20 protein-coding genes are annotated in these 24,356 nt (G+C 69.5%); 8 read left to right on the top strand and 12 right to left on the bottom strand.

Translation table 11 applies throughout. The features are described from left to right. Positions 1-41: 41 nt before the first annotated feature. From ACQEVO_RS20715 to ACQEVO_RS20695, 5 genes are all read right to left on the bottom strand, one after another. Entirely contained in the window at positions 42-479 is a 438-nt protein-coding gene (locus tag ACQEVO_RS20715; RefSeq protein WP_432915631.1) for an SRPBCC family protein, read from the bottom strand. A 42-nt stretch (positions 480-521) separates the two neighbouring features. Then, positions 522-902 carry a polyketide cyclase / dehydrase and lipid transport gene (locus tag ACQEVO_RS20710; RefSeq protein WP_432915629.1) on the bottom strand — a complete coding sequence of 127 codons (381 nt, stop codon included), beginning with the start codon at positions 900-902 and terminating at the stop codon, positions 522-524. A 212-nt stretch (positions 903-1,114) separates the two neighbouring features. Further along, on the bottom strand, positions 1,115-2,239 hold the full coding sequence (locus ACQEVO_RS20705) for a glycosyltransferase family 4 protein (RefSeq protein WP_432915627.1): 1,125 nt from the start codon (positions 2,237-2,239) through the stop codon (positions 1,115-1,117). 45 nt (positions 2,240-2,284) lie between these two features. Then, positions 2,285-3,367, bottom strand: coding sequence for an NlpC/P60 family protein (locus ACQEVO_RS20700; protein WP_432915625.1), 1,083 nt, complete (start codon positions 3,365-3,367; stop codon positions 2,285-2,287). A gap of 166 nt (positions 3,368-3,533) precedes the next feature. Then, positions 3,534-4,109 carry a C40 family peptidase gene (locus ACQEVO_RS20695; protein ID WP_432915623.1) on the bottom strand — a complete coding sequence of 192 codons (576 nt, stop codon included), beginning with the start codon at positions 4,107-4,109 and terminating at the stop codon, positions 3,534-3,536. A gap of 544 nt (positions 4,110-4,653) precedes the next feature. Between ACQEVO_RS20695 and ACQEVO_RS20690 the strand changes: the two genes are divergently transcribed. Next, positions 4,654-6,438 (top strand): DEDD exonuclease domain-containing protein, encoded by a 1,785-nt coding sequence (locus ACQEVO_RS20690; RefSeq protein ID WP_432915622.1) that lies wholly within the window; start codon positions 4,654-4,656, stop codon positions 6,436-6,438. A gap of 51 nt (positions 6,439-6,489) precedes the next feature. After that, the gene (locus ACQEVO_RS20685) at positions 6,490-6,765 is read left to right on the top strand and encodes an Lrp/AsnC family transcriptional regulator (protein WP_280402716.1); all 276 of its coding nucleotides are present in this window, start codon (positions 6,490-6,492) and stop codon (positions 6,763-6,765) included. Positions 6,766-7,058: 293 nt separating this feature from the next. Here ACQEVO_RS20685 and trpD read toward each other — a convergent pair whose 3' ends face one another. Continuing rightward, entirely contained in the window at positions 7,059-8,117 is a 1,059-nt protein-coding gene (trpD, locus tag ACQEVO_RS20680; protein WP_432915619.1) for an anthranilate phosphoribosyltransferase, read from the bottom strand. A 370-nt stretch (positions 8,118-8,487) separates the two neighbouring features. Between trpD and ctaE the strand changes: the two genes are divergently transcribed. From ctaE to qcrB, 4 genes are all read left to right on the top strand, one after another. After that, on the top strand, positions 8,488-9,096 hold the full coding sequence (gene ctaE / locus ACQEVO_RS20675; protein WP_432915618.1) for an aa3-type cytochrome oxidase subunit III: 609 nt from the start codon (positions 8,488-8,490) through the stop codon (positions 9,094-9,096). Between the two features lie 44 nt (positions 9,097-9,140). Continuing rightward, positions 9,141-10,004: a cytochrome bc1 complex diheme cytochrome c subunit gene (qcrC, locus tag ACQEVO_RS20670; RefSeq protein ID WP_432915616.1), complete on the top strand. Its 864-nt coding sequence runs from the start codon at positions 9,141-9,143 to the stop codon at positions 10,002-10,004. Positions 10,005-10,106: 102 nt separating this feature from the next. Continuing rightward, a complete protein-coding gene (gene qcrA, locus ACQEVO_RS20665; RefSeq protein ID WP_432922886.1) occupies positions 10,107-11,255 on the top strand; it encodes a cytochrome bc1 complex Rieske iron-sulfur subunit in 1,149 nt (382 codons plus the stop codon). Then, entirely contained in the window at positions 11,252-12,892 is a 1,641-nt protein-coding gene (qcrB, locus tag ACQEVO_RS20660; protein ID WP_432915614.1) for a cytochrome bc1 complex cytochrome b subunit, read from the top strand. The genes qcrA and qcrB overlap by 4 nt, the downstream gene beginning before the upstream one ends. A gap of 64 nt (positions 12,893-12,956) precedes the next feature. Here qcrB and ACQEVO_RS20655 read toward each other — a convergent pair whose 3' ends face one another. Beyond that, on the bottom strand, positions 12,957-13,451 hold the full coding sequence (locus ACQEVO_RS20655; protein ID WP_432915612.1) for a polyadenylate-specific 3'-exoribonuclease AS: 495 nt from the start codon (positions 13,449-13,451) through the stop codon (positions 12,957-12,959). A 134-nt stretch (positions 13,452-13,585) separates the two neighbouring features. Between ACQEVO_RS20655 and ACQEVO_RS20650 the strand changes: the two genes are divergently transcribed. Then, positions 13,586-14,971 (top strand): class II 3-deoxy-7-phosphoheptulonate synthase, encoded by a 1,386-nt coding sequence (locus tag ACQEVO_RS20650; RefSeq protein WP_432915610.1) that lies wholly within the window; start codon positions 13,586-13,588, stop codon positions 14,969-14,971. A 36-nt stretch (positions 14,972-15,007) separates the two neighbouring features. Here the strand turns inward: ACQEVO_RS20650 and pknB are convergent, their stop codons facing one another. Continuing rightward, entirely contained in the window at positions 15,008-16,942 is a 1,935-nt protein-coding gene (gene pknB / locus ACQEVO_RS20645; RefSeq protein ID WP_432915608.1) for a Stk1 family PASTA domain-containing Ser/Thr kinase, read from the bottom strand. Between the two features lie 124 nt (positions 16,943-17,066). On the opposite strand from pknB, the gene ACQEVO_RS20640 reads away from it, so the two are divergent. Beyond that, on the top strand, positions 17,067-17,435 hold the full coding sequence (locus tag ACQEVO_RS20640; protein WP_432915606.1) for an Rv2175c family DNA-binding protein: 369 nt from the start codon (positions 17,067-17,069) through the stop codon (positions 17,433-17,435). Between the two features lie 695 nt (positions 17,436-18,130). Here the strand turns inward: ACQEVO_RS20640 and ACQEVO_RS20635 are convergent. The 4 genes from ACQEVO_RS20635 to ACQEVO_RS20620 form a co-directional block, all read right to left on the bottom strand. Further along, the gene (locus tag ACQEVO_RS20635; RefSeq protein WP_432922883.1) at positions 18,131-19,195 is read right to left on the bottom strand and encodes a squalene/phytoene synthase family protein; all 1,065 of its coding nucleotides are present in this window, start codon (positions 19,193-19,195) and stop codon (positions 18,131-18,133) included. A 245-nt stretch (positions 19,196-19,440) separates the two neighbouring features. Then, on the bottom strand, positions 19,441-21,120 hold the full coding sequence (locus tag ACQEVO_RS20630) for an alpha-(1->6)-mannopyranosyltransferase A (RefSeq protein ID WP_432915604.1): 1,680 nt from the start codon (positions 21,118-21,120) through the stop codon (positions 19,441-19,443). A 58-nt stretch (positions 21,121-21,178) separates the two neighbouring features. Then, on the bottom strand, positions 21,179-22,777 hold the full coding sequence (gene crtI, locus ACQEVO_RS20625) for a phytoene desaturase family protein (RefSeq protein ID WP_432915602.1): 1,599 nt from the start codon (positions 22,775-22,777) through the stop codon (positions 21,179-21,181). Between the two features lie 190 nt (positions 22,778-22,967). Next, on the bottom strand, positions 22,968-24,068 hold the full coding sequence (locus tag ACQEVO_RS20620) for a polyprenyl synthetase family protein (RefSeq protein ID WP_432922879.1): 1,101 nt from the start codon (positions 24,066-24,068) through the stop codon (positions 22,968-22,970). Positions 24,069-24,356: the final 288 nt, after the last annotated feature.

Raw genomic sequence — 24,356 nt, 5'->3', positions numbered from 1 at the left:
GCCGTCGCGGGCGGCCGGGTTCGGTTCGGTGCGCGGCCCGGTCAGCCTTCGACCCGTTTCTTCAGTTCCTTGAGCGCGGTATCGGTGATCACCTTCTCCGCCTTGCGTTTGAACATGCCGATCATCGGAATGGTCAGATCCACGGTCAGTTCGTAGCGCACCTCGGTGCCGCCGTCCGGCTGTTCGACGAGTTCGTAACGGCCTTCCTGCGCTTTCTGCAGTTCGCCGCGCACCAGTGTCCAGCTCACCGCCAGATCATCGGGCTGCCAGGTGTAGGACAGCACATAGGTGTCCTTGACGACGCCGGCGTCGAGGACGAAACGCGCGGTGCGCGCACGACCGTCCGGACCGGTCTCGAGGACCTCCACCGATTTGGCCGCCGATACCCATTCCGGGTAGGACGCCAGATCGGCGATAACGGACATCACCTGCTGTGCGGGAGCCGCGATGACGATCGATCTCTGGGTCCGGTCGGCCATAGGTTCTCAGTGGTTCCTTTCGGCGGTGCGGTATGGAATTCGTCAGTTCCCGGGCGGGCAGACCCCGGCCGGCCGGTCACCCTCGAGCCTGTCCTTGAGTTCGAACGACATCACCTTGCCCGCGACGCGGCGCGCCCGGTTGGCCGCGGCGAGCTTACGCGGCGACAGCTGCCGCGGCGGTTCGGCATGCAGGAAGTAATGCAGGATCACCCCGTCCAGCGAGGGTTCCAGCCACACCTCCATGGTGCCGGTCAGCGCGCCGCGTACCGACCAGCGAATTCCCTTGTCGCCCCGGTCTTCCCGGACATCGAGTTCGAGATCGGGCCACCAGCGCCGCCATTTCCCCGGCGCGTCGAGCGCAGCGGCCACCGCGGCGCCCGGCGCGGCGAGAAACGTCTGGTCGGCGACCTGGATACTGCTCACCCGGGTGAGCGTAATAGATGCTGCTGTGTTTATTTGCGGCGCCTTCGGCGCCGCCGGGTCGAGGCCCCTGAGCGTCGTGCTTCCGCCCTCGACACTCGCGGCTGCGCCGCATCGCATCGAGGGCGGAAGCACGACGCGGCCTCGACCCTCCGGGGGCCTCGCTGGACTCGGCGCAGCGGTGGTGGTCGCCATCTTCGCGCAGGAGCGGTGGCCTACAGGAATCCGCGGAGGCGGGTGCCCAAGGTGTCCCAGCGCCAATGGCGTTCGACGAATTCGCGGCCCGCGGCGCCCATGGCGGCGGCGGTATCCCGGTCGGCCAGGATATCGGCGATCGCGTCGGCGACCAGGTCGGCGCGGCGGCCGTCGACCACGCGGCCGGTTTCGCCCTCCAGCACCGTTTCCGGGGCGCCGCCCGACATTCCGGCGACCACGGGTACGCCGGTCGCCGACGCCTCGAGATAGACGATGCCGAGACCTTCGACGTCCAGTCCGGCGCCGCGGGTGCGGGCCGGCATGGCGAACACATCGGCGATCGTGTGGTGGGCGGCGAGTTCGGCGGAGGCCACCCGGCCGGTGAACACGACGTCGTCGGCGAGGCCGAGCGATTCGGCGAATCCCCGCAACCGGTCTTCGTACGGACCGCTACCGGCGATCACCAGGACCGCGCCGGGGATCCGTTCCCGGATCCAGCGCATCGCGATCAGCAGGACGTCTTGACCTTTTCGGGGAACCAGCCGGGACAGGCAGAGGATGGTGGGGCGATCGCCGAGCCCGTAGCGTTGCCGCAGTTCAGCGCGGGCGGCGGGGTCGGGGCGGAACTTCTCGGTATCCACCCCCGGCGGCAGATGTTCGAGCGCGGCGTCCGGCCCGAAGGCGGCCGCGAACCGGCCGCGGGTGTATTTGCTGACGTAGGTGACGACATCGGTGTTCTCGCCGATCACCCGCAGCGCCTGCCGCGCCGCCGGCAGCATCGACCAGCCGACCTCGTGACCGTGCGTGCTGGCGATGATCCGTTCGGCGCCGGCCCGGCGCAGCGGGCCGGACAGCAGGGCCAGCGGTGCGGCGGCGCCGAACCACACCGTCTCGCAGCCCTCGGCGCGCAGGATCTTGCGTGCGCGGCGCAGCACCCCGGGGGTGGGTAGCATGAGACTGGTGGGATGGCGGACCACCTGGTACGGCTGTTTCGCGTCGAATCGGCGATGGCTGTCACCGCGCCAGCGGGGCGCGTAGACGACCAGATCGTCCGGCGGCAGTTGTCCGGCCAGCGCCTGCAGATACGACTGGATACCTCCCGGCCGCGGCGGGAAATCATTGGTAACCAGCAGAGTTCGAGCCATACGACTCACACTATTGCCGGTCGCGGCAGCGCGGCGCTCCGGGGCTCAATAGCGGCGGGCCGAATGGTAGGGCGTGGAATCCATCGGGGCGACCGCCACCGGGACACCGAAGGTGGAGGCATGCAGCATGAGACCGTTACCGGCGTAGATGCCCACGTGGGAGATGTCGTCGTAGAAGAACACGACATCGCCGGGCTGGAGATCGGCGCGGTCGACGGGAGTGCCGTAGGCGGCCTGCGCCGAACTGGTGCGCGGCACCTGCTTGCCGACCTGGGCGAACGCCCACTGCACCAGACCCGAACAGTCGAACTGGTCGGGCCCGGTGGCGCCCCAGACGTAGGGGTCGCCCACGCGGGTGAGTCCGGCGGCGAGTGCGCTGGTGCCGCTGCCGGGCACCAGATCCCGCAGCAGGCTGTCGCGGTCGAAACCGGGCGGGAACGGGGAGCCGGCCAGGGCCGTGCGGTCCGCGGTGGACAGGGTGCCCCAGACCTCGATGACGCGGGCGACGGCATTCTGCAGATCGGTCTGTTTGCGGCCCACATCGGCGCGGACCGCGTTGGCCTGATCGGCGGCGGCACGGGCCGCATCGGCGGCCGTCCGGGCGGCCGTTTGCGCGGCGGTCGCCGCGTCGGTGGCGCGTTTGTACTGTTTGAGCTGGTCGGAGGTCTGGGTGGCGACCACGTCCAAGGTCGACATCTGGTCCAGCAGTTGCTGCGGGGAATCACTGACCAGTACGGAGAACAGCCGGTTGGTGCGCGCGCCTTGATAGGCGGCGATGGCGGTGCGGTCGATCATCGGGCGGTATTTCGCCACCTCGTTGCGCGCCGCGTCCACGGCCGCGGTGGCCCCGGCGACCTTGGCGTCGGCATCGCGCTGGAGTGCGAGTTTCGCGTCGAGATCGGCCTGCGCGGTGAGCGCCTGCTGGTTGAGCTGTTCGGCCTGCCGGGACAGATCGATCATCTGCTGGACGGCTTCGCCCGCCGAGGCCGGTGCGGGCGCCGGGACGGGATCGGCACCCGCGGGGCCACCGCCGTAGAGGGCCGCTGCCAGGAGTCCGGCCGCGAGGGCGGTACGGGCGGGCCGGCGGACCGGCCCGGGGGTGCGGTGACTCCGATGATGTACTGCCACGGCCTGCCGTGCCCCGCTCTCCTGGTGACGCTCGCGTGCGATGAACCCGGTTTAGGTCTCGATTAGATTACGGACGGCCCCGTGGACTGTCCAGTACGACACGAAACGGTCACGTCGTCGGATGACCGCGCCGGGCCGGACCGGGCGCCACGGGGCCGGCGCCGGCTCAGTAGCGGCGCGCTCCCGCGAACGGCATGGACGAGATGGGCGCCACCTGTACCGGGGTGCCGGAGGTCGCCGCGTGCACGACATTGCCGTCGCCGGCGTACAGGCCCGAATGCCCGCCGCCGTAGAACGAGACGACATCGCCGGGGCGCAGTTCGCCCAGCGATACCGGGGTGCCGGAGGACAGCTGCGCGCCGCTGGTGCGCGGTAGCTCGAGCCCGGCCTGTCTGTAGGACCACTGCACCAGCCCGGAGCAGTCGAAGGCGTCCGGGCCGGCGGCGCCGTAGACATACGGAGCACCGACCTTCGACAGCGCCGCATCGAGCGCGAGATCGCCGGCGGTCTTGGTGGGGGTCACGAAGGGCGGGGCGGCGGGGGAGTTGGGCGCCACGATGCCGGGGATACCCGCCGGAATCGGGATCTCGTTGGGCACCTCGAAGGTCCCCACGCCCGGAATGGTCACCGGCTGGGCGGCCGCCGGGGCGGCGGGCAGCAGGAACGCGCCCAGGGTGGCAGCGCCGACGGCTCCGGTTGCGGCAGCCCGCCGCGCCTGTCGCTTGACGGTGTTGAACGCCATGATGCGGTCCTTCCGATATCCCCGCCCGGCCCACCGCCAGTGGTGTGCCGAACTCCGCGAGGTCTCGAAAAGATTACGAACAGATCACGGCCATTTGTAAAGCCTGAGACTCCGATAAGCGCGAACCACCCAGCTTTCCGGCAGCAAATTGTGCGAGTTGAATCACACTCGCGGCCGCGAGTGTGGCGAGGTTGCGTCCGGGTATGCCAAGAGCGCAGATTTTCCGGCGTTACAGCGGAACTCGTTCTGTTTGCCGCGTGGTTTTCACTGCTCGAGCGGGTGGATGTCACTGTGGTGACATTGGCGCGCCTGGGGCGGGCTCGGCTGTTTGCCCGATGCGGCCGAACCGGTTTTGGGATCGATGACCATTTCGGCGAGAATCAGGCAATTGAATAGCAAATGCACATCGTATGTGAGCTGGCGCACATATATGTGGTCATCGGGTGCGAGCCGGGGAATACGGACTGGTTCCGGGCCCCCTTGTGGCCGTCCATCACGGTCCGATATCGCGAATCTGTCGGACCCCGGTCGTAGGCTCCCCGCCGTGTCCGAACCCGTGCCGCTGAGCGCCCAGCAGCTTGCGTTCGACCAACTCGACACCCCGCTCTACGACACCACCTTCGTGGTCGTCGACCTCGAAACCACCGGCACCAGCCCCAACGAGGACGCGATCACCGAGATCGGCGCGGTCAAGGTGCGCGGCGGCGAGGTGCTCGGTGAATTCGCCACCTTGGTCGATCCCGGCCGGTCCATCCCGCCCGCGGTCGTCCAGATCACCGGGATCACCACGGCGATGGTGCGCGCCGCACCACCCATCGAGGCCGTACTACCGGGCTTCCTGGAGTTCGCGGCCGGTGCGGTGCTGGTCGCGCACAACGCTCGCTTCGATATCGGATTCCTGAAGGCCGCGGCGGCCCGGTGTGAGACCCCCTGGCCGCGGCCGCAGGTGGTGTGCACGGTGCGGCTCGCCCGGCGGGTCCTCGGCAAGGACGAGGCGCCCTCGGCGCGGCTCGGTGTGCTGGCGCAGCTGCTGGGCGCGAGCACCACGCCCAATCACCGCGCGCTCGACGACGCGCGCGCCACGGTGGACGTCCTGCACGCGCTCATCGGCCGCGTCGGTAATCAGGGCGTGCACAGTCTCACCGAACTGATCGACTACCTGCCCGAGGTGACGGCCGGCCAGCGCGCCAAACGCGCCCTGGCGGTCGATCTGCCCGCCGCGCCCGGCGTGTACCTGTTCCGCGGGCCGTCGGACGAAGTCCTCTATATAGGTACCGCGGTGAATCTGCGGCGCCGGGTGCGCAGTTACTTCACCGGATCGGAGACCCGCGGCCGGATCCGGGAAATGGTCCGGCTGGCCACCCGGGTCGACCATGTGGAATGCGCGCACGGGCTCGAGGCAGGGGTCCGGGAACTGCGCCTGCTGGCCGCGCACGCCCCGCCCTACAACCGCCGTTCGAAGTTCCCGAAACGGGTCTGGTGGATCACCCTCACCGCGGAGGCGTTTCCCCGGTTGACACTGGTCCGCGAACCGGCCGGTCCCGCGGTCGGCCCGTTCCACGCCCGGGCCACCGCCGCGGATATCGCCGCCACCCTCGCCGAATACTGCGGGTTGCGCACCTGTACCACCCGGTTGTCGCGCACCGCGGTCCACACCTGCCGGCCGGAAGCGGTGGGCGGTTGCCCCGCCGCCGCCGAGACCCCCGTCGGGGCAACCGCCTATGCGGTGGCGCCCGCGACCGCCCGGGCACTGTTCACCGGAACCGGCGACGCGGCGATCCGGCTCATGCTCGCCCGGATCGAAAAACACGCGAGCTCCGAACAATACGAATCGGCGGCCCGATTGCGCGACCGCGCCGCGGCCGTGATCCGCGCCCTGCACCGCACCCAGCGGCTGGCCGCACTGGCCCGGCTTCCCGAATTGATCGCCGCCCACCCCGACGGCGCGGGCGGCTGGGAATTCGCGGTGATCCGCTACGGCCGCCTCGCCGGCGCCGGGACCGCGGCGCGGGGAACACCGCCCATGCCGGTCGTCGAACGGATCGTGACCGCCGCGCAGACCGTACAGCCGGCCTGCGGGACAGCCGGGCCCGCGGAACTCCCGCTGGATTCGGGACCCCAGCCCCCGCCGCTGCGCGGTGCCCCACCCGAAGAGACCGGCGTGATCGCGCGCTGGCTGGCACGCCCGGGTGTCCGGATCGTGCGCACAACGGAGGGTTATGCCGAGCCCGCGCACGGCGCCGGCCGCTGGGTCGCGTGGGCCGACACCGCCGATGCCGCGGCGGACGCGGCGCGGGGTGCGCAGTCCTACGACGAGGAAAGGGGCTGATCGGCGGCGCCGCCGCACCCGGCGGGGGAGGCCGGTGCTTAGGCTGGTTCCATGATTACCGCGATCGTTCTGATCCAGGCCGACAACGGGCGCATTCCGGAGACGGCGCAGGCCGTGGCCGATACCGAGGGTGTCACCGAGGTGTATTCGTGTGCGGGCGACGTCGACCTGATCGCGCTGGTGCGGGTGCGCGACCACGAGCAGGTCGCCGATGTGGTCACCGGGCGGATCGACAAGGTGCCCGGGGTGCAGCGCACCGTGACGCATATCGCGTTCAAGTCGTACTCCAGCGCTGATGTCGAGGCCGGATTCTCGATCGGCGAATAGGCGCTCACCGAAGCAACGCGCCGCGCCCGGCGTGCGTACGCCGGTTGCGCTTCCGTGACGCGGACAGGGCAGGCCCTCCTGCGCACCGTGTCCGGGAGGGCGGGCGGCCGGGCACCGATCAGTCCTCGTCGTCCCGTACCTGAGTTCGATCGGAATGCGATCGAACGACGACGTGCACCGCGTACCCACGGGCGTGAGCCGTGCGGCGCCGATGCGGTCCGCGCAGGCAGGAAGAAGTACCGTCCCGCGCGCGCCGGGTGCGGTCGGCGCGGCGGCCGGACCGTGTGCCCGGTTCAGTCCTCGCCGAGGGCGCGGGTGAGTTCGGCCCAGCGGTCCAGCAGGGCAGCTGCGGCCCCGCTGTCGATGGCGGTCGCGGCGCGTTCTATCCCGGCGGCCAGGTGATCGTCGAGCTCGCCCGCGGGGTCGGCGCCGCGGGACAGGTCGTAGGCGGTGATCGCCGCGGCCGAGTTGACCAGTACCGCATCGCGGACCGCGCCCGGAACACCTGCGAACACATCCCGCGCGACCTGTGCGTTCACCTGGGCATCGCCGCCGCGCAGCGCGTCCAGGTCGACCCGGGGGATACCGAGCCGGAGGGGATCGATCACCGCGGCCCGGATCTCCCCACCGGCGACCACATAGACGTCGGTGACATCGGAGGTGGTGATCTCGTCCAGGCCGTCGCGTCCGCGGACCACCAGCGCAGCGGCGCCGCGGTCGGCGAAAACGCCGGCGATGGTCTCCAGCAGATCGGCGAAGGCGCAGCCGACCAGCCCGGCGCGCGGCTGGGCCGGGTTGGTGAGCGGGCCCAGCACATTGAAAACCGTCGGTATCCCGATTTCCTTACGGGCCGGACCGGCGAACCGCAGCCCCGAATGGAACAGCGGGGCGAAGCAGAACCCGATCCCCACCTCGCGGACACACCGGGCCACCGATTCCGGGCCCAGGGTGAGTTTCACCCCCAGCGCCTCCAGCACGTCCGCGCCGCCGCTCTTCGACGAAGCGGCACGGTTACCGTGTTTGACCACCGGTACTCCGGCGGCGGCGACGACCACCGAGGACATGGTGGAAATATTCACCGATCCCGAACGATCGCCGCCGGTGCCCACGATGTCCACCGCGTCGCCGGCGATCTTCACCAGCCGCGCGTGGCCGAGCATGCCGCGCGCCATACCCGACAGTTCGGTGGGGGTCGGGCCCTTGATCTTCATCGCGACCCCGAACGCGGCGATCTGCGCGGCGGTGGAGTTGTCGGTGAAGATCTCATCGATCACCCAGGTCGTATCGTCCGCGGTGAGGTCGTGTCCGTCGGCGAGAGCCCCGAGCATCTGGGGCCAGCTGCGCACGCTCATCTCTATCTCCTCGTCGCGCCGGGATCCGGGTGACCGAATGGTCATGAACACCCTAATGCGCGCCGCGTCCGGCGGCGTATCGCTGTCCGCGCACCGCGGACCCGGTCTGCGAACGACTCGGCCGGCGTTCCGGCCGGATATCGCCGGCCCCGGCGGCGGTGCGCGTGGTGGCGGCTCGGTGTTCGCGGGCGATACGCGCGCGAGCGGGCGCGATACCGTATCCGCGCAGGTTCGGAAGCCGATCGGCGCCGGGCGCGTCCGACACGCCGGGCCGGGACGAGCGACCTGCTGAGCCGGTGAATCCCGACACAAAAGATCAAGATGGGAACCCGACTTCGACTGTCGTACTACGAAGAGTCATACTTACGTCGTGACGACCGCAGTAGGTACCTCAGGATCGGCCATAACCCAGCGTGTGCATTCGCTGAACCGGCCCAACATGGTCAGCGTCGGTACCATCATCTGGCTGTCCAGCGAGCTGATGTTCTTCGCCGGCCTCTTCGCGATGTATTTCGTCGCGCGCAGTCAGGCACCCGAATGGCCGATGCCGCCGACCGAGCTGAATCTCGGTCTGGCCATCCCGGTCACCGCGGTACTGATCGCCTCGTCGTTCACCTGCCAGATGGGCGTGTTCGCGGCCGAACGCGGTGACGTGTTCGGGCTGCGCCGCTGGTACCTGCTCACCTTCTTCATGGGGGCGTTCTTCGTGGCCGGGCAGGGCTACGAGTACATCCACCTGGTGGCCGAAGGGACCTCGATCTCGGGCAGCTCCTACGGGTCGGTGTTCTACATCACCACCGGCTTCCACGGCCTGCACGTCATCGGCGGTCTGATCGCCTTCCTGTTCCTGCTCGCGCGCACCACGATGAGCAAGTTCACCCCCGCGCAGGCCACCGCCGCGATCGTCGTCTCGTACTACTGGCACTTCGTCGACATCGTCTGGATCGGGCTGTTCGCCGTGATCTATTTCATCCAGTAGCCATTCCAGCCCACCACGGTTCCGTCTACTCCAAAGGGACACAGATGAGTTCATCGCCCCCGACAGCGCCAGCGCCCGCCAGCGGTGGGCACGGCGAGGCCAGCAAGAAGCGCAGGCAGCGCCGCATCCGCCGACGGATCGCGGGCGGCCTCGCGCTCATGGTGGGCCTCGTCGGAGCCGGTTTCCTCGCCTCTGCGCTCACCCCGGAGCCGCAGGTCGCCACGGCGAACGAGGATTCGGTGGCGCTGATCCGCGAGGGTCAGCAGCTGTACGAGACCTCCTGCATCACCTGCCACGGCGCGAACCTGCAGGGTGTGCCCGACCGCGGCCCCAGCCTCATCGGCGTGGGCGAGGCGGCCGTGTACTTCCAGGTGTCCTCCGGGCGTATGCCGATGGTCCGCAACGAAGCGCAGGCCGAACGCAAGCCCCCGAAGTTCGACGCCCACCAGACCGATGCGCTCGGCGCCTATGTCGCCGCCAACGGCGGTGGCCCGACGGTGCCCCGCGACGCCAACGGTGAGGTCGCCCAGGAGTCGCTGCGCGGCACCGATATCGGCCGCGGTAGCGAGCTGTTCCGGATGAACTGCGCTTCCTGCCACAACTTCACCGGTCGCGGCGGCGCCCTGTCCTCGGGCAAATTCGCCCCGCCGTTGGATCCGGCGTCGGAGGCGCAGATCTGGACCGCGATGGTCACCGGCCCGCAGAACATGCCGAAGTTCTCCGACCGGCAGCTCAGCCCGGAGGAGAAGCGCGACATCATCGCCTACGTGAAGGACTCCGCCGAGGCGAAGTCTCCCGGCGGCTGGGGCCTGGGTGGGTTCGGTCCCGCCACCGAAGGCCTCGCCATCTGGGCGATCGGCATCGTGGCGGTGGTCGGTGCCGCGATCTGGATCGGATCCCGCACATGATCGGGCCGGTATCGGGAAACGTCCCCCGCGCCCGCGGCGGGCGTCCCGGCCTGCCCCGGTGGAAGGGCCACAGCCATGAGTGAAGAACAGGAGCGAAACGAGATGGGTCGCCTGGACAAAGATTCCGCGGCCGCGACCCCGGCGGAACCGACCGAGGCCGAACTGGACGCGATGTCGCGTGACGAGCTGGTCGAGCTCGGTACCGCGCGGGACGGTGTCGAGGTCGCCTACCGGCGGGAACGCTGGCCGGTGCCGGGCACCCGCGCGGAGAAACGCGCGGAACGGCAGGTCGCGATGTGGTTCGCGATCTCCGGTCTGGCCGCCGCCGCGCTGGTGGGTGTGTTCCTGTTCTGGCCCTGGGAGTACAAGGGCAAAGAGGACGACGGGCACGGCATCTACTCGCTCACCACGCCGCTGTACGGTCTGACCTTCGGTATCTCGATCCTGGCCATCGGCATCGCGGTGGTGCTGATCCGCAAGAAGTTCATCCCGGCGGAACTGTCGGTACAGGACCGGCACGACGGCAAATCCAGTGAGGTCGACCGGCGCACGCTGGCCGCTCAGCTGTCCGATGCCGCCGAGACCTCCACCCTGGGCCGCCGCAAGCTGATCACCCGCACCGCCGGCGCCGGCGTCGGTGTGCTGGGTATCGGCGCACTGCTGGTGTTCGTCGGCGGCATGGTGAAGAACCCGTGGGCCAAGGGCGATAAATCGCCGCTGTGGGTGTCCGGCTGGACCCCCGACTACGAGGGCGAGACCATCTACATCCGCCGCGACACCGGCCGTCCGCAGGACATCGTGCTGGTGCGCCCCGAGGATCTCGATGCGGGCGCCATGGAGACCGTCTTCCCGTGGAAGGAATCGTGGCGCGGGGACGAGCACGCGACCCTGCAGTCGCTGCGTGGTATCCGCAACGCCGTGATGCTCATCCGCCTGCGGCCCGAGGACGCGAAGAACGCGATCAAACGTAAGGGTCAGGAAAGCTTCAACTACGGCGACTACTTCGCCTACTCGAAGATCTGCACCCACCTCGGCTGCCCGACCTCGCTGTTCGAACAGCAGACCAACCGGATCCTCTGCCCGTGCCATCAGTCGCAGTTCTCCGCGACCGAATGGGGTAAGCCGATCTTCGGTCCTGCCGCCCGAGCGCTGCCGCAGCTGCCGATCACCGTAAACTCAGAGGGGTACCTGGTCGCCAACGGTGACTTCATCGAACCCCTCGGCCCGGCCTTCTGGGAGCGTCGATCATGAGTGCTGGAACGGCTGTCGGCCGCAAGCTTGCGGCACAAGCCAACGAAATGGACGAGCGGTATCGCGGCGCCGCTTTCGTGAAGCGATCGATCAACAAGGTGTTCCCCACCCATTGGTCGTTCCTGCTGGGTGAGATCGCGCTGTACGCGTTCATCATCCTGCTGCTGTCGGGTGTGTACCTGACGTTGTACTTCGACCCGTCGATGGCGCATGTCACCTACGACGGGGCGTACCAGCCGCTGCGCGGTGTCGGTATGTCGCGGGCGTACGAGACCGCGCTGAACATCTCCTTCGAGGTGCGCGGCGGTCTGTTCGTCCGGCAGGTGCACCACTGGGCGGCGCTGCTGTTCGCGGCGTCGATCATCATCCACCTGTTCCGCATCTTCTTCACCGGCGCGTTCCGCAAACCGCGCGAAGCGAACTGGGTGATCGGCTCGCTGCTGCTCATCCTGGCCATGTTCGAGGGCTTCTTCGGCTACTCCCTGCCCGACGACCTGCTGTCGGGTACCGGCCTGCGGGCGGCGTTCTCCGGTATCACCATCGGTATCCCGGTGATCGGTACCTGGATGCACTGGCTGATGTTCGGCGGCGACTTCCCGGGCGACATCATCATCCCGCGCCTCTACATCGCTCATGTGCTGCTGTTCCCGGGCATCATGCTGGCGCTGATCGCCGCGCACGTCGCGATCGTCTGGTACCAGAAGCACACCCAGTTCCCCGGCCCCGGCCGCACCGAGAACAATGTCGTCGGCTCCCGGATCGTCCCGGTGTTCGCCGCCGACCAGGGCGCGTTCTTCGCGTTCACGCTCGGTTTCGTCGCCCTCATGGGCGGGCTGCTGCAGATCAACCCGATCTGGAACCTGGGCCCGTACAACCCGTCGCAGGTTTCGGCCGGTTCGCAGCCCGACTTCTACATGATGTGGACCGACGGTATGGCCCGTCTGATGCCGCCGTGGGAGCTGTACCTGGGCCGATACACGGTGCCCGCGGTCTTCTGGGTGGCGCTGGTCATGGGCTTGGTGTTCGCGGTGCTGATCGCCTACCCGTGGATCGAGAAGAAACTCACCGGCGACACCGCCCGGCACAACCTGCTGCAGCGGCCGCGCGACGTACCGGTGCGCACGGCGATCGGCGCCATGGCGATCACCTTCTACGTGGTGCTCACCCTGTCCTGCGTCAACGACATCATCGCGCTGAAGTTCGATATCTCGCTGAACGCCACCACCTGGATCGGCCGGATCGGCCTGCTCGTCGCGCCGCCGCTGGCCTACTTCCTGGCCTACCGGTTCTGCATCGGCCTGCAGCGCAGTGACCGGGCGGTCCTGGAGCACGGTATCGAAACCGGTGTGATCAAGCGGCTGCCGCACGGTGAGTACATCGAGGTGCACCAGCCGCTGGGCCCGGTCGACGACCACGGCCACCCGCTCCCGCTGGAATACCAGGGCGCGGTGGTGCCCAAGAAGATGAACCAGCTGGGTTCGGCCGGCCAGCCCGGTACCGGCAGCTTCCTGCGGCCCGACCCCCGCACCGAGAGCGAACAGCATTTCGCCCACGAGCTGGAGGAAGAGCACAAACAGCTGGCGGTGCTCAAACGAGTGCAGGACGAAGCCCGCTCGAACGGGCAGCACGGGCACTGACCCCGCAATACGAAACAGGCCCCCTGGGAAGCCAGGGGGCCTGTTCGCGTCCGGCGCCGGTATCTCAGCTCATCCGCCGCCGGGCGGCCTCGATCGCCTCGAATTTGGCGAGATTGTGCCGGGCGTCGGCCAGCGCGTCGTGGGCGTCGCGCGGGGGCGGCGGCAGCTCCGGGCGGCCGTGCGCCTCCCAATGCTGACGCAACTCGTTGGTGTAGCGGGGCAGCTCGGCCGGTAGATCCACCATCGATCCCCACAGCTGGCACAGCACCACATGGTCGTAGGCGCCCACCCAGGCCCACATCTCGGGTTGCACGGTCGGCCGGGGGACCAGGAACCGGTACAGGTCGTCGCGGATCTGCGCGCGGGTCCGCCACAACGGTGAGGTCTGCGGGGGAAGCTTCGGGAGGACGTGCTTGGCCACCCAGGGTCCCGCCCGTCCGGCATCGAACTCCGAGGACACGGCGTAGAACTCCCGCCCGTCCTCACAGACGACACCGATCGATACGAGATCGATCACGCGACCGTCCTCGATGAATTCCGAATCGTAGAAATACCTCAAGTAGGGGAACCCTTCGGCAGCTGACAGAACTCGCTGAGTCTATGGGCGCGCCCCAGGTGCGCGGGGGCCGGGCGGATCGTCGTAATGACCGGTGCGGTCCGCGCGGGCGAATGGGCACCACTTATCCTGAACTGGTGAATTGGACCGTCGACGTTCCCATCGACCGTTTGCCCGAGCTGCCGCCGTTGCCCGCCGAGCTGCGTAAACGGCTCGACGACGCCTTGACGCGGCCCGCGCTGCAGCAGCCGTCGTGGGATCCCGAGCAGGCGGCGAATATGCGGACGGTGCTGGAAAGCGTGCCGCCGATCTGCCTGCCGGCCGAGGTGGACGAGTTGCGGGAGCAGCTCGCCGAGGTGGCGCGCGGGGAGGCGTTCCTGATGCAGGGCGGCGACTGCGCGGAAACCTTCGCCGACAACACCGAACCGCATATCCGCGGCAATATCCGGACGCTGCTGCAGATGGCGGTGGTGCTCACCTACGGCGCCAGCGTGCCGGTGGTGAAGGTGGCGCGGATCGCCGGTCAGTACGCCAAACCCCGGTCCTCCGATATCGATGCGCTCGGGCTGAAGTCCTATCGCGGCGATATGATCAATTCGCTGGTCGCCGATGCCGCCGTCCGCGAACACGACCCCTCCCGCCTGGTGCGTGCCTACGCCAACGCCAGTGCCGCGATGAACCTGGTCCGTGCCCTCACCACTGCCGGTATGGCCGATCTGCACCGGGTGCACGACTGGAACCGGGATTTCGTGGCGCAGTCACCGGCCGGGGCCCGCTACGAGGCGCTGGCCGAGGAGATCGACCGCGGCCTGCGGTTCATGACGGCTTGCCGGGTCAACGATCCCAGCCTGAAATCGGCCCGGATCTACGCCTCGCACGAGGCGCTGGTCCTGGACTACGAGCGGGCCATGCTGCGGCTGGCCGAGAACTCCGCGGGCGATCCCGTGCTCTACGACCTGTCCGCGCATTTCCTGTGGATCGGGGAGCGCACCCGCCAGCTCGACGGCGCGCATATCGCCTTCGCCGAACTGCTGGCCAACCCGATCGGTGTGAAGATCGGCCCGGGCACCACCCCCGCGCAGGCGGTGGAGTATGTGGAGCGGCTCGACCCGAACAACGAACCCGGCCGGTTGACCATCGTCTCCCGGATGGGCAACACCAAGGTCCGCGAAGTCCTGCCGGCGATCGTGGAGAAGGTGCAGGCCACCGGGCATCAGGTGATCTGGCAGTGCGACCCCATGCATGGCAACACCCACGAATCCTCCACCGGTTTCAAAACCCGCCATTTCGACCGGATCGTCGACGAGGTGCAGGGTTTCTTCGAGGTCCATCACGCCCTGGGCACCCATCCCGGCGGTCTGCATATCGAACTCACCGGTGAGGACGTCACCGAATGCCTCGGCGGCGCCCAGGACATCTCCGACCTGGATCTGTCGGGCCGCTACGAAACGGCCTGCGACCCCCGCCTCAACACCCAGCAGTCGCTGGAACTGTCCTTCCTGGTCGCCGAGATGCTGCGCTGAGTACGCGGCGCGCCCGGTAGCCGGGCGCGCCCCGGCTCAGGGGATGGCGACCACGGAGACGGAGCCGCCGGATTCGACGTTCGCGTTCGCGGCGGGGTTCTGGGAAACCACCACCGAGGAATCCAGGGGCGCGAACTGGCGGACCTGCACCTGCAGGCCCAGCCCCTCCAGCGTGCTCCGGGCCTCGGCGACGGATTTACCGACCACCGAGGGCATCGTGACCGCTTCGCAGATCACCAGCGTGACGGCGGAACCCGCGTCGACGGTGGTGCCGACGGCGGGCTCGGTGCCGATCACGCGGCCCACCTCCACCAATTTGTCGTACGCGGGGCGTTCCCCGGCAACCGTGAGACCGAGAGTCTCGAGCTTCTCGCGGGCCTCGTCCGGAGTGTCGGCGCGCAGGTCGGGCAGCTGCACCGGCCGCGAGCCGTTGCTCTTCCAGATCTGTACGTGGGCGCCCGCGGGCAGCACCGTGCCGGGTGCGGGATCGATACGGGCCAAGGTGCCCTCGGGGGCGGTACTGGCGACCTCCCCACCATCGACCGGTTGCAGGCCCTGGTCGCGGATCAACTGCTGGACCTCGTCCCAATCGGCGCCGGGCGCGACGGCGGGCACCTCGGGTTTGCCGCTGGACACCAGGATGTCGACGGTCGAACCCTTGGTCTCCCGCGCGCCCGGGCCGGGGTCGGTGCCCACGACTCCGCCGACGGGCACGGTATCGGAGGCCTTGTCGCGGGTGCCGGTCTCGAATCCGGCTTCCCGCAGTTCGCCGGTGGCCTGTTCGACCGTCATACCCGCGACCGAGGGAACGGTGTTGTAGCGGCCCATCCCGAGCCACCAGCCGCCGATCCCGACCAGCAGGGTCAACACCACCACCGCAGCCGTCCAGATCATGCCGTTACGGCGCCCGTTGGTGTGATTCTCCTGGTAGGAGCGGTACTGGGTGGGTTGCTGCGGCGGAATGTAGGCCGGCGGCGGCGGGGGGTCGGTCCGCGGCCGGGCGGTGGTCACCATCCGGGTCGGCTGCGGGCCCTGCGCCCCCGCGGGCTCGGGTACCGCACGCGTCACCGGATGCCGGGCGCTGGTGTGCTCCGCCGAATCCTGCGGCGCCGGAACCCGGTAGTCGGGCAGGTTCAGGCGGGCGGCGATCGCGCGCAGTTCGGCCACCATTTCGCCGGCGTCGGCGAACCGGTGGGCGGGCTCGCGGGCGGTGGCGCGAGCGACCAGCCGGTCGAATTCCGGCGGCACCCCGGCGATGAACTCGCTGGGGCTCGGCACATCGTTCTCCACCCGCTGGTAGGCCACCGACAACGAGTTGTCCCCGGTGAACGGCACCTTCCCGGTGAGCAGTTCGAAAATCAGGATGCCGAACGCGTACACATCGCTGCGGGCGTCGGCGCTACCGCTGGTGACCTGTTCCGGGGAGAGGTAGGCGGCGGTGCCGAGGATCACGCTGGCGGAGGTGGTATTGGCGGCGGCAACGGCGCGGACCAGGCCGAAGTCGGCGATTTTGACGTCCCCGCCGTCGGAGATGAGCACGTTCTCCGGTTTCACATCGCGATGCACCAGCCCGGCCCTGTGCGCGACCCCGATCGCGGCCAGCACCGGTTCGGCGACGGCGCGCACCGCGTGCGGCGGCATCGGCCCGCGCTCACGCAGCAGTTCACGCAGCGTCCCACCCTGGACGAGCTCCATCACCAGAAACGGATACTCGCCGTCCACGCCCTGGTCGTACACCTCGACCAGGGAAGGATGTTTGAGCCCGGCCACCGCCCGGGCCTCGAACTCGAACCGGCTCAGGAACTGCGGATCCCCGGCGAACCTGGGATCCATCACCTTGATGGCGACCGGCCGGCCCAACCGGGTATCCACCCCCCGGAACACCATCGACATCCCGCCCCGGGCGATCGGCGCGTCGACCCGGTAGCGCCGGTCGAGCACGGCGCCGATCAATTCTCCTCCGGCTGTCACGAACCTCTCCACCCTCGTACCGTGTCCACACGGTAGCCGCCCACGCGGCTCCCACGATGTTATCGGCCGGACAGGTGCGGGTGTCTCACCGCGGCCGGGCACGCAGCGTCTACGGTTGTCTCCCGTGAGTGCCTTTCCTTGCAGTGCCGATGTCCTGCCCGCCTCGGTACCACTGCTCTCGCTGCCCGATGTCGCGAAGAACCTGGGTGTCGTGGTCACCCGGGTCCACCAGATGCTGCGGGACAACCAACTGCTCGCGGTCCGCCGCGACGGTGTGGTGGGGATCCCGGAAATCTTCTTCGACGATACGGGCGCGGTGGTGAAACCGCTGCCGGGCCTGATCACGGTGATGCGCGACGCCAAATACACCGACGAAGAAATCCTGGAATGGATCTTCACCGACGACGACACCCTGCCGGGCAAACCGGTGGAAGCGCTGCACGGCCCGCTCGCCCGCGAGGTCCTGCGCCGCGCCGCCGCCGACCCCTTCTGAATCTTTGGCGCCGACTCCGTCGGCGCGGGGGTTCGGCCCCCCTTGGTCCCTGCGTTCAGCCCCGCGATACTCGCGCCTGCGGCGCATTGTCTCGCGGGGCTGAACGCAGGGACGGGCCGAACCCTCCAAATGCCTCGCTGGACTCGGCGCCGCCGTGGTTGCGTTTGGTTACGGGGTTGCGGGGTTACGGGTCCCATGTGCCTCGCTGAACTCGCCGCCGTAGGTGGGTCTGATTTCGGGACCAAAGGCAGTGCGAAATGGCTCGCTGGACTCTGCGCTGCCGTGGTTGCCTTTGGTTTCGAGTGGTGGGCCGTGCGAGCGGTTCGCTGGGCTCGGCCGCCGTGGTTGTGTTCGAATTTCGGGATTAGGCGCGCGCCGGGGCCTCGCTGGATTCGACGCTGCCATGATTGCGTTCGGTTTCGGGTGGTGGGCTGTGCAAGTGTCTTCCTGGGCTCGAGGCCGCCCTGGTTGCGTCCGAGTTCTGGGGGCGGGGGCTGTCGAGTGCTTCGCTGGACTCTGCGCTGCCGTGGTTGGCTTCGGTTCCGCGGGTTTGGGCGCTTGGAGTGTCTCGCTGGACTCGGCGCCCCGGTTGGGAACGTTCGGGACGGGTGTGCCGAGAGCTCGGAATCCTGCCTCGACTCGGGCACCGGGTGTGCGTCGTCGACTCGGCCCAGCGTGAGTGGCCCGGCGGCCGTTCAGCCGAACAGTGCCGCGGAGGCTGCGAGCCGTAGCCGGCGTGGGGTCGGGACCACCGCGCGCTGTGCGAACACGTTGTAATCGGTGTCTTCGATACGGTCCAGGATCGCCGCGTAGACGGTGGCCGCGGTGCGGATACCCGGGCGGACGCGCGGGTGGAGCAGGTCGATACCCGGGCGGGCGCGGCGGTAGAGGTCGCGGTTGACGGCGATGAGGTGGGCGAGGGCGTGGCGGACCCGCCGATCGGTACGCCGGGTGCGGTGGCAGTGCGTCAGCAGGGCCTCGTCGACGCCGAAAGCCGCCAGTTCGTCGGCGGGGAGGTAGATCCGGTCACGGTCGAGGTCTTCGCCGATATCGCGCAGGAAGTTGGTGAGCTGGAAGGCGTTGCCCAGCTCGGCAGCGGCGGGTTCGGCGGCGGCGCGCGGGACCACCGTACCGAGTACGGGCAACAGCTGCAGGCCGATCGCCGCCGCCGAACCGCGCATGTACTCGCGCAGGGCGGCCATGGTCGGATAGCGGTTGCGGAACAGCGGTGAACCGGGCGCGTCCATCCGCATCGAGTCGAGGAAGCTCCAGAAATGCCGGGGATCGATGGTGAACCGGGTGACGGTGTCGGTGAGGGCGAGGGCGATCTCGCCGAATCCGTCCGGCAGGTCGCCGGGGCGGGGCAGGTCGAGCGGCGCGCCGGACATGGTGGTGGCCGGGGTCTCGGCGCACAGGGAAGCGCCGGGTGCCGGGGTCGTGGCGGACGGTGCCGAGCCGGGCTGCGGGGTCGTGGCGGACGGTGCCGAGCCGAGCTGCGGTGTCGCGGCGGACCGGACGGAGCCCGGCGGCGCGGTCGTGGCGGGCTGTGACCATGAGGTGCGTAGCGCGCACTCGACGGAGTCCAGCATCATCGCCGGGTTCGGTGCGGGGGCGTCGACGATATCGTCCACCATCCGGGCGAAGGCGTAGAGCGCATGCACGGCGGGCCGCTGCTCGGCAGACAGTAGCCGCGTGGCGAGGTAATAGGTGCGCCCGTGGACCGCGGCCGTGCGGCGGCACCGGTCGTATGCCAGGCGCAGTGTTGCGGGGTCGGCGGTGCGGTGGCGAACGGTGGCGCCGAGGGCCGGGAATTCGCGTGGCCGCGCGCCCGCATCGTGGTCGGCGGCCCGCCCGTGCGCTGCGGGAGCGGCCGATTGCGCACATGGGGCGCCGGTGGCGGCAGCGTCCTCGCGGGCCGCCGGGGCGGGACCTGCCGGTGTGTCATCGGACTGCCCGGCCGAGCCGAGATCGAGACCACCGGTGACCGGGTGCCCGTGCCCGGCGTTCACGGTCCAGCGGTGACGGCGGGTGTCGTGATCTGCCGAGGCGTTCCCCGCAGGCGCAGCGGGTCCACCGTGCGCAGGGAAAGCGCGGCGACGACCGAGGCGAAGGTCGCGGCCGCGACATGCCAGAAGTTGTAGAGGCCGATCGAACCGTCGGGCTGGAACACCAGCATCAGCCAGGTGCACACCCCGACCAGCGTCATCAGGGTGGTGGTCGACAGGGCGAACCCGGCGGCCAGCGCCAGCGGCCACGAGTAGTACCAGGGCAGCGCGGCCGGTGACAGGATGACGATCGCGACGAACGCGATCAGAATCCCCAGCACCGCATCCCGTTCGGTGAGTTTGAACCGCCACCAGGTCCACACCAGCAGGCCGAGCAGCGCGACCATGCACAGCAGGCGGGTGACCTCGAGGATCGAGCCGAGTTCGAAGGGCGTGATCCAGGTGGTGATATGCGCCAGGATCGTCGGCAGCGACAACCAGTTGATGATCTTCTGCGACCCCGACAGCGCGGTGAGCCAGCCGATCCCGACCCCGGCGATCGCCGAGGCCGCCGCGAACACCACCGCGAACACCGCCAGCCCGAGCGAGGCGATCTTGGCGAACATCTTCCAGTGATGCGCCAGGAATTCCCGGCTGCTCGTCCCGAGCGCCGCCCGCTGGCCGTCCTCGGCGCGCCGGTCGCGTTCGTGCAGCATCCAGATCCACACCAGGAACGGCAGCGCCACCCCTGCCGTGGCCTTGATCGCGACGCCGATCGCCACCACCACGATCCCTGCCACATGATGGCGTTCCAGCACCAGTGCGATCCCCGCGCACATCAGGCCCACCATCAGCATCTCGTTGTGCACGCCGCCGATCAGGTGGATCAGGACCAGCGGGTTGAGCACCGCCAGCCACAGTGCGACCGTGGGCTTTCCGCCGAGATGTTTCGTCAGATACGGCACCGCCCACATCATCAGCACCAGGCCCGGCAGCATCACGAACCGCAGCGCGATGGTGCCCGCCACCACACTGTCCCCGGTGACCGCGGTGATGGCGCGGCCCATCAGCAGGAACACCGGGCCGTAGGGGGCGGTGGTGGTGGTCCAGACGGTGCTCACATTGTCGAGCAGCACACCGGGATTGGCGACGGGACCCACCTGGTACGGGTCGAAACCGTCGCGCAGCAGCGCGCCCTGGGCGAGGTAGGAGTAGGCGTCGCGGCTGAACATCGGCACGGCGAACATCAGCGGAGTGATCCAGATACCGACGATCGCGCGCAGTTCGTTGAGGCGCACCTCGCCCGAATGGCCGCCGAAGCCCAGCGTGATGCGGCCCAGCCGGACCCAGGCGGCCACCATCATCAGGACGCCCACCCAGACGCAGATCATCGACAGTGCGTACCCGTGCCCGAACCGCAGCCAGGACAGATGCACCGCTTCGAGCAGTGGATCGCGTTTGCGGACACTGCCGGCCCCGAACCCGCCGAAGGTGATCATGACCGCGCCGAAGAAACCGAGCAGCGCCGCATGCCCCTCCGGGCTCCGCAGGAAATCGGCGCAGAACCGCACCCAGCCCAGGAAACCGGGCGCGAAACCGGCCCGGCCGATCGTGCGGGCCGGCGCCGGCGGGGCCGTCGCGGGAGCGCCCGTACCGGCGAGCTGAACGGCGGTGGTGGTGCGCGTATGGGGGGCTGGCATCAGGTGTCGGTCCCCCCAGATGGTCGGCGGTCGCAACCGCGGGCGAATAGGTCGGCGATCAGTTTACGGCTTCCTTCACAGGAGACTGCCGGACGGTGGTCCGGGCGCGCGTCCGGACTCCGCGATTCTCGCCCACAATGCGTTGGGCCGCGAGTTTTCCGGACAGCAGCGCCGTCGGTACACCCACCCCCGGGGTGGTTCCGCAACCTGCCAGGATCACGTTCGCGCTGCCGCGGGGGAAGTTCCGCGACCGGAACGGGCCGGTTTGACGGAACAAATGGGCCGCCGAGAACGGGGTGCCGGCGATCATGCCCTGATCCCGCCATGTCGCGGGCGTGTCGAGGCGGTCGACGCGGAACTCGCTCGCGATCCCGTGATATCCGCGCCGCTCCAGCACCGCGAGCAGTTCGCGCAGATAGGCCGGGCCCAGGCGGGCCCAGTCCAGCGGCGCGGAATCCAGGTTCGGGCAGGGGGCCAGCAGGGAGAACGGTTCCCAGCGCACTCCGTCGCGGTCGAGGTACAGGCCGGGATCGCTGAGCGCGGGACGGGTCAGCAGCAGCGAGGGGTCGCTCATCGGCCGGCCGTCGCGGCGGGCGGTGATCTCCCGGAAGGTCTGCGCCCAGGCGGCGCCGAAATCGATCGTGTGATGCGCCTGCACCGGCCACTGCCCGGCGACCGCGGCCGGTACGGCCCCGTGCGCGACGACCGCCGACGGTGAGGCCCGCAGGCCACGGCGGGGCCGCACGCCGAAACGGTCGAGCGAACCGAGATCGGCGGTCAGCACCACGGCGTCACACGGGAGGGTCCGCCCGCCGGCCAGGACGACCTGCCGTGCCCGGCGTGGCCCGCGGCCCGGGTGGTAGTCGATTCCGGTGACCTCGGTGCTCAGTTCGAGCCGCCCGCCCGCGGCCGTGAACGCGCCGGCGAGGGTATCGGCGACGGCCCGCATACCGCCCTCGGGGAAGTACACGCCCAGGCCTGTATCCATATAGGGGATCGCGCCGTAGACGCCCAGCGCCTGCGCGGGCGCCATCCCGGCATACAGCGCTTGAAAGGTGAACAGCCGGCTCAGCCGCGGATCGCGCAAGGTCCGGGTGACCCGCCGGCCCAGCCGCCCGAAAGCGCCGAGCCGCACCAGGTTCAGCAGGGCCGCCCGTTTGGCCGGGAGCCGGATCAGATCCAGCGGCGAATCGAAGTTCGCCGCCAGGAACTCGTCGTATTCGGCGTCGTAGACGCGGCCAAGCCAGGCTCGCAGCCGCCGATACCGTGCCGCTTCCTCGGGGCCGCAGGCACGGGTCACCTCCGCGCTCATCCGATCGGCGTCGGAGAAGACGCGCAGATCGGATCCGTCGGCGAAACGGGCGTGATACGCCGGTGCCAGCGGCCGGATGCGCAACGGTGGCACCGCGGTATCGGTGGTGCGGCCGACGGCGGCCAGCGCGTCGTCCACGAGCTCGGGCAGGGTGAGAACCGTGGCCCCGGAATCGATCTCGTACTCGCCGAACCGGTACCGCCCCACCCGGCCGCCGGGATGATCGGCACGCTCCACCACGGTGACCGAACAGCCCGCACCGGTCAGATACAACGCCGCCGACAATCCGGACAGCCCCGCCCCGACCACCACAACTTCGTCCACGGGACCCGCAACCGACCTCATACTCTCCCCACCCGCGCTACCGCCTCCGGCCCTGACCCGCTCATGCTGTGTCCGGGGGGCCATGAGTGGGGGCCTGCGTGGTGACGCTGCGCTACCGCCTCCGGCCCTGACCCGCTCATGCTGTGTCCCTGGGGCATGGGCGGGGGGCCTGCGTGGTGACGCTGCGCTGCCGCCTCCGGCCCTGACCCGCTCATGCCGCGCGCCGGGTGGCGGCCAAGGCCATGGCTTTCAGGTGTTCCTTGGCCTCCGGGGTGGCGGAACTGGCTTCGATGGCGGAGAGGCCCTGGTCGGTGAGGGTGGTGATGCGGGCTTCGACGGCGTCGACCGCGCCCAGGCCGACCAGCAGGTCGCGCAGTTCGCTCACCTGCTCCTCGGAGAGGTCGGTACCGATTCCGGCGCGCAGCCGGTCGCCGGCGGCGGGGTCCGATTCGGCCGCCCGCTGCAGCGCCTCGGCGACCAGCACGGTGCGTTTGCCCTCCCTCAGATCGTCACCCGACGGTTTACCGGTGACCTCCGGATTCCCGAACACCCCGAGCAGATCGTCGCGCAACTGGAAGGCGATCCCGATATCGGTGCCGTAGGTGCGGTAGGCGGTGATCAGGCCGGGGTCGGCGCCGGCGAGAGCCGCGCCCAGATGCAGCGGGCGCTCGACCGTATAGGCCGCGGTCTTGTACCGGTTGATCCGCAGCGCCGCGGCCACCGATTCGTCGCCGCTGGCCTCGCCGTGCACATCGAGCAGCTGGCCGCCCAATACCTCGGTGCGCATCGCGGCCCACACCGGCGCGAACCGGGCGAGTGCCGCCGGATCCAGCCCACTGCCGTGCACCATATCGTCGGCCCAGGCCAGCGCCAGATCGCCGAGCAGGATCGCCACCGATTCGCCGTAGTGCGCCGAATCGCCGGACCAGCCCTGATAGTGATGGCGCTGCTCGAAGTCGACATGCACGGTGGGGAAGCGGCGCCGGGTGCGGGAACTGTCGATGATGTCGTCGTGGATCAGCGCGCACGCCTGAACCAGTTCCAGCGCCGCGCAGGCCTGGAGCACCGCGCCCGCCTGCGGACCGGCCGGGTCGCCGCCGGCGCCCAGCCAGCCCATCCAGGCGAAGCCGGGCCGGGTGCGTTTACCGCCGCGCAGTACGAACGATTCCAGCGCGCCGACCGCATCGATGAAAACCGGGCCGAGTTCGGTGACGGCGTCCGCGCGCGTGGCGAAGTAGCCGGTCAGCGCCTGTTCGACAGCCGCCGCGAAGGCCGCTGTCCCGGGTACGGCCGAGGCCGGCCCGGGCCGTATCGGAGTACCGGTTCCTGCGGACAGGATGACCTCCCAGTTCGTCGGTTCACCATGGGAGGCCGGCTACGCCGGAGCACTGCCCGGGCTACCCAGGATGCCCATGGTCACCCGCCGCCGCGGCGGGACCTCGATCGCGGTATGAGCGGGCCGGAACCGGATGCGGTACCGCGATACCTGTGCCCGCGCCGCGGGCTCCGCGGTGTCGCGGGGACCGGTCGCCGAGTCCCGCTCATGCTCGATGGGCACAGAATACGCGGGGGAAGGCGCCCGCCCGGATCGGGTGGTGCC

The sequence above is a fragment of the Nocardia sp. CA-290969 genome (assembly GCF_050936135.1).
Taxonomy (GTDB): domain Bacteria; phylum Actinomycetota; class Actinomycetes; order Mycobacteriales; family Mycobacteriaceae; genus Nocardia.
The sequence above is the reverse complement of the archived record's forward strand: the minus strand, read 5'-3'. Positions and strand labels throughout refer to the sequence as shown.

What these genes read in the sequence shown, in the direction of transcription:
- ACQEVO_RS20715 (WP_432915631.1), bottom strand. Translation starts at nt 479, where the DNA reads ATGGCCGACCGGACCCAGAGATCGATCGTCATCGCGGCTCCCGCACAG.
- ACQEVO_RS20705 (WP_432915627.1), bottom strand. Translation starts at nt 2,239, where the DNA reads ATGGCTCGAACTCTGCTGGTTACCAATGATTTCCCGCCGCGGCCGGGA.
- ACQEVO_RS20685 (WP_280402716.1), top strand. Translation starts at nt 6,490, where the DNA reads ATGATTACCGCGATCGTTCTGATCCAGGCCGACAACGGGCGCATTCCG.
- ACQEVO_RS20695 (WP_432915623.1), bottom strand. Translation starts at nt 4,109, where the DNA reads ATGGCGTTCAACACCGTCAAGCGACAGGCGCGGCGGGCTGCCGCAACC.
- qcrC (WP_432915616.1), top strand. Translation starts at nt 9,141, where the DNA reads ATGAGTTCATCGCCCCCGACAGCGCCAGCGCCCGCCAGCGGTGGGCAC.
- qcrA (WP_432922886.1), top strand. Translation starts at nt 10,107, where the DNA reads ATGGGTCGCCTGGACAAAGATTCCGCGGCCGCGACCCCGGCGGAACCG.
- ACQEVO_RS20630 (WP_432915604.1), bottom strand. Translation starts at nt 21,120, where the DNA reads ATGCCAGCCCCCCATACGCGCACCACCACCGCCGTTCAGCTCGCCGGT.
- qcrB (WP_432915614.1), top strand. Translation starts at nt 11,252, where the DNA reads ATGAGTGCTGGAACGGCTGTCGGCCGCAAGCTTGCGGCACAAGCCAAC.
- trpD (WP_432915619.1), bottom strand. Translation starts at nt 8,117, where the DNA reads ATGAGCGTGCGCAGCTGGCCCCAGATGCTCGGGGCTCTCGCCGACGGA.
- crtI (WP_432915602.1), bottom strand. Translation starts at nt 22,777, where the DNA reads ATGAGGTCGGTTGCGGGTCCCGTGGACGAAGTTGTGGTGGTCGGGGCG.